The organism is Roseateles sp. (assembly GCF_044373315.1).
In the GTDB taxonomy this organism is placed as follows: Bacteria; Pseudomonadota; Gammaproteobacteria; order Burkholderiales; family Burkholderiaceae_C; genus JACDQM01.
Window position 1 is genome coordinate 1 of sequence record NZ_JBILQK010000228.1, and the last position, 4424, is coordinate 4424.

Genomic DNA, 4424 nt, shown 5'->3' on the forward strand with positions numbered 1-4424 from the left:
ATTTGGCGAGTTTGGCCTTCCAGTCATCCGAGCCGATTTCATAACTGACGTACTTTTCTCCGTTCATCCAATGCTCGCAGGCGTAGGTGCCTTTGGGGGTTTTCTGACATTTCAAGATGAAGGTATTCCATTCGCCGACGGGTTTTGTCGCATCCTTGTCGGCGGCGTAGAGTTGATACATCCAACCGGCTTTTTGCGGGTCGGTGCCTTTGACGTTGTCCTGGATTTGCGCTTCCGGACCGGTCCAGTAGGGAGGGTGTTCGGTTTCGAGAACCTTGAGCATGATGCCTGAGTTTCCGCCTTCGCTGATTTTCCAGTCGATGGTGAATTCGAAGCTTTCGTATTTTTCCTTGGTGATGATGTCGCCGCCGCCTTTGCGGACGAGGGCGCCGTCTTCAGCCACCCATTCGGCGGGGAGGCTGTCCTTTTTGTAGCCGCGCCAGTGGGCGGATGCGTCTTTGCCGTCGAACAGCAGCTTCCAGCCGGCGGATTTCTCCGCATCGGTCAGGGTGTTGTGTTCCGCCGCGAAAGCGAACGAGGCGAAGGAGGTCAGGGCGAGGAGGGCAAGGAGCGGTTTCATAGAACTGGTTGTGGGTGTAGACGTTCGGTTGGTCGTTTGGGTTTAGCCTTGGAGTGCGCGGAGTGCTCCGCGGACGAGGGCCTCGGTGGTGGAGGCAGCATCGGCTTCGAGGACTTTACGCACTGCCTTTCTGGCGTCCACTTGTTTGAAGCCGAGAGCGATCAAAGCGAGCTCAGCATCAGCGGCGGTGGCGGTGACTTGGCCGCTTGCGGCGTCTTGCCAGGTGTCGGTGACGCCGACCTTGTCCTTGAGCTCAAGCACGATGCGCTCGGCGGTTTTTTTCCCAAGTCCCTTGATGCGAGAGAGTTCGGTGACATCCCCGGCGACGACGCACTGCTTGAACCGGTTCACCGGCATGCCGCTGAGGACCGCCATGGCGATCGAGGGACCGATGCCGCTCACACGGTCGATCAGCATCAGAAAAACGTCGCGCTCCTCTTCGGTGGCGAATCCGTAGAGCGTGTGGGCCGTTTCCCGGATGTGGAGGTGCGTGCGGAGATCGACCTCGATGCCTTCGGAGGCGTGGAGGCGGTCAAACGTAGAAAGCGGGACCAGGACTTCGTAGCCGACGCCTTGGACATCGACCACCAACCGGTTCGGGTAGGCTTCCCATACTCTGCCTCGGAGACGCGCGATCATTGTGCGCCGAGCTTGCCCGGCACGACGGAGACGTCAATCCGGATGGGCGAAACAAGAACTCGGGAATGGGCTGTGAACAACATGGAAGAAGCTGGTGACAGCGATGGTGCCCGGGACTTCCGGCGGAGGTTCCGGTCAGCGGTTTCACGTTCGCTCGCAAGTTGTTCGTGCCGTGGAACCCGCTTGGTTGCTATGTGGAACAGTGATTTGGGCGACTTGTCCACACGCTTATGACGGTGATCTATTTGAGTTCAAAAATAAAGAATTCATCAGACTCTTCTAACGGTTGCCGTTTCCGTTCGATTCAAGGAACTGCCGGACATCCGTTTGGTCAGCAGCCGGGAGCTTCTTGAGCCAAGCCTCCGCCGCCGCGGGTTCGTAAGGCATCCAGGAGGTCGCCAGGTTGCGCAGGGCCCATTGGCGCGGCTCCCCGGCGGGAAGTTGCGTCACCCAGCGGCTGGCGGCCACAGGGTCCTCTGTGCCCCATGAGGAGGCAAGCTGGCTGGCTTGAAACCAGATCCGTCGTTCGAGGTTCTCCGTTAGTTCGTCTGGTGGGTGTTGGATCATGGCCTCAATCAGGTTCGCCTGGATGTCGATTGGAAACCGGGAAAGGTCATGTTCGGCATAGTTGCGCCCGAATTTCGCTTGTTCCTCGGTGGTCATGTTGGTCAGGGAGCTTCTGAATTCCTGCATGACGAGAGGGCCTGCGTTGGAGAGGTCGTACGGGAGATTTGAGAGCTGCCCGGCATCGTTGTTTGCGTCCTTCAATCGCTCGCGGAGGGACTCTGGGTTCAGTTTGCCGGAGGTGTTGGCTTGGGACATGGCATCCTGAAGGGTTTTGCGGGTATTCTCATCGTCGGTGCGGGCGAGGTAGTAATCGAGCCACTCTTGGGCTTCTTCCGCGTTTTTCCAGGTGAGGGTTCTCAGGGCGTTGCTGATGTTGTTAGCTTGGGATTCGATGGTGTCGTGGTTGAGCTTGTTGTGGAGCGCGAAGAATTCGGAGGGTTCGTCGCTGGCCAATTGTTGCCAGGCTCTTTGTTTGAGATCTTTTGCGGCGGTTTCGTGCATTCCAAGGGCTTCGTTTTTCTGAACGAGGTAGTAGCTTCTCTGAGCGAGGTGGTTGAGCCAATCGGGAGGGAGTTGGTTGATGTGATCGAGAAGGGAAGATGCGTGTTTGCGCGAGAAGTTGTAGTCCTCAAGGATCGATGTCAGGTCCATCAATCCGGTGGGTGATTTGAGGAGGTTGGAAAGTTCGGCACCGAAGTTTGCTTCGAGACGTGTGGAAGCGAGGCTGGTGCGCGCGAGGTTGCGGAGGGCTGGCGGTAGAGCAGGGTTTTCAAGGAGTCCGGGTTGGCTTTTGGCGATGGCCAGGAAGGCTGAGGTCCAGGTGTAGGTTCCTTGAGTGGAATCAAATTGGGTGGTGGCGAGGTGGAGCAAAGCTTCAGGGCGGTTTTCAGCCAGGCCCCGGGCCATGTTGGCTAACAGATTTGTGCGATCCGAGGGATTTTTGACTGCTGCGAGGTATTCGAGAGCGAAGTCAGGGTGGGTCTGTGCGATGCGTGTGGTGATTTCCCCGAGGCTGGTCCAGTTTTTGAGGCGTGCGCGGTCGAGAATGCCGCCGGGGTCTTCGGCGATCCAGCGGTTGCGGGTGATTTCGTAGAAGACGTTGAGGTCGCCGCCGTCCTGAAGGGTGAGCCATTTGGCGTCATACCATTTTGTGAGCTCTCCGATCGGCAGTGTATTGGCGAGGTGGATGACGGCCCGGAGGCGTTCGGCCGGGTTTTTCGCCGTGTGGATGGGGCGTAGTTTTTCCGCGATGTCGGGTGGGACCGCGTGGGAGGTTGAGCGTGAGCGGTCGCGCGCCTTGCGCGGTGAGAGACGCGTTGATTCCTCTTCAGCGTGGATTGGTCCGTTAGGCGCGGAGAGAAAGCCGATGGCACCACCTAACAGAATCATGGTGATGGGAAGGAGGGTGGTTTTCATGGAAGTTCGATTCCGTTGGATTTGGCCCAAGCTGCGGCCGCCACCGGGTTGGAGTATTTCCATTTGCTGAGGATGGTCCGGGTGGTTCCTTCGATTTGGCTTTCACCGAGGTTTGAGGCGTGGCGGAGGGCGTCTTCATAATTGCCCGATTCCGAGAGGGAATTGACGAGTTTGTAATAGGTGTTGGTGCGGAGGTATGGGTCTGAGATGGCGGATGCCCAACTGGCGAAGGCTTCGGGGTCGCGGTTGATCCAGACGGATGCGGCTTCCTGGTTGGTCGGGTTCCAGCTGTCTTCTCCGTTGGTTTCGAAGAGTAGATCAAGGGTCGCGCGGGGATCGTCTTCGGCCAACTGCCGGATCAGTTGTTTTCCTTCTTCGACGAGATAGGTCGATGAGGAGTTCCCATTGGGATAGGAAGTACGAGTTTCGTAGTAGATGAAGTTCGGGTTGATTTCGGCGAGTTGGGCGAGGAATTCCCGGGCTTTCCCCGGATCGGTTTCGGCGAGGGCGATTTTGGCGAGCTGCTGGGTTTTGAGGCGGGTGGAGGGGTTGCTTTTGGCTTGGGCGAGCGCTTTTTCGGGGTCCTTGGCGATGAGGAGATCGAAGGCTGCGGATTCGAGTTTGCGGCGGAAGGATCCGATGGGGAGTTTGGCGGCGAACTCTGTCAGGAGGTCGGGGTTCTCCCTTGTTAGAGCGCCGATGAGTGCCTGTTCCTGGTTTTCGTTGTAATGGCCGAATTCTCCTTTGTGGGTGACGAACCAGTCGAACGCGGCGTGTGGATCCTCCCGCAGCCAGGATTCGAGCGGTTTGGAATCGTAGAAATTTCCCTGTTGGTGGAGATGGTTGATGGCGGCCTCGGGGTCGTCCCGGGTGAGGCCGAAGATGATGCCATCCATACCGGTTTCGGGTGGGAGGTCGGGATGGGATTTGAGGAGTTTGAGGGCGAGATCGGGATTGGATTGGCCGATGGAGCGCATGACCCATGCAATCTGGTCATGTCCATGTGCGATGGAGTGATTGAAGGCGGCTTGCGGGTCGTTTTTCGCCCATGCCCACCAGGGGATGTGTGCGGATGAGGTTTTCGAAGCGGCTTCAATCGCGCCGAGGGGATCGGTGATGGTCCAACGGACGAAGAGTAGGTCGCGGATTTTGTAGTGGGTGTCTTCCTCGTGTTTGGTGGCTTCCCAGTAGGCGGCCATGTCTTCGACCGACGCATCGACGA

4 protein-coding genes are annotated in these 4424 nt (G+C 58.0%); all 4 read right to left on the minus strand.

Going from position 1 to position 4424, the window contains the following annotated elements; all coding sequences use genetic code 11:
• A partial coding sequence (locus ACIQ67_RS20850) for a DUF1080 domain-containing protein (protein ID WP_397536288.1) occupies positions 1 to 580 on the minus strand: 580 nt, incomplete at its 3' end.
• 42 nt (positions 581 to 622) lie between these two features.
• Positions 623 to 1219, minus strand: coding sequence for a Holliday junction branch migration protein RuvA (gene ruvA / locus ACIQ67_RS20855; RefSeq protein WP_397536289.1), 597 nt, complete (start codon positions 1217 to 1219; stop codon positions 623 to 625).
• A 279-nt stretch (positions 1220 to 1498) separates the two neighbouring features.
• Complete coding sequence (locus ACIQ67_RS20860; protein WP_397536290.1) at positions 1499 to 3202, minus strand: hypothetical protein; 1704 nt, start codon at positions 3200 to 3202, stop codon at positions 1499 to 1501.
• A partial coding sequence (locus ACIQ67_RS20865) for a hypothetical protein (protein ID WP_397536291.1) occupies positions 3199 to 4424 on the minus strand: 1226 nt, incomplete at its 5' end. The genes ACIQ67_RS20865 and ACIQ67_RS20860, both read right to left, overlap by 4 nt.

What these genes read in the sequence shown, in the direction of transcription:
- ruvA (WP_397536289.1), bottom strand. Translation starts at nt 1,219, where the DNA reads ATGATCGCGCGTCTCCGAGGCAGAGTATGGGAAGCCTACCCGAACCGG.
- ACIQ67_RS20860 (WP_397536290.1), bottom strand. Translation starts at nt 3,202, where the DNA reads ATGAAAACCACCCTCCTTCCCATCACCATGATTCTGTTAGGTGGTGCC.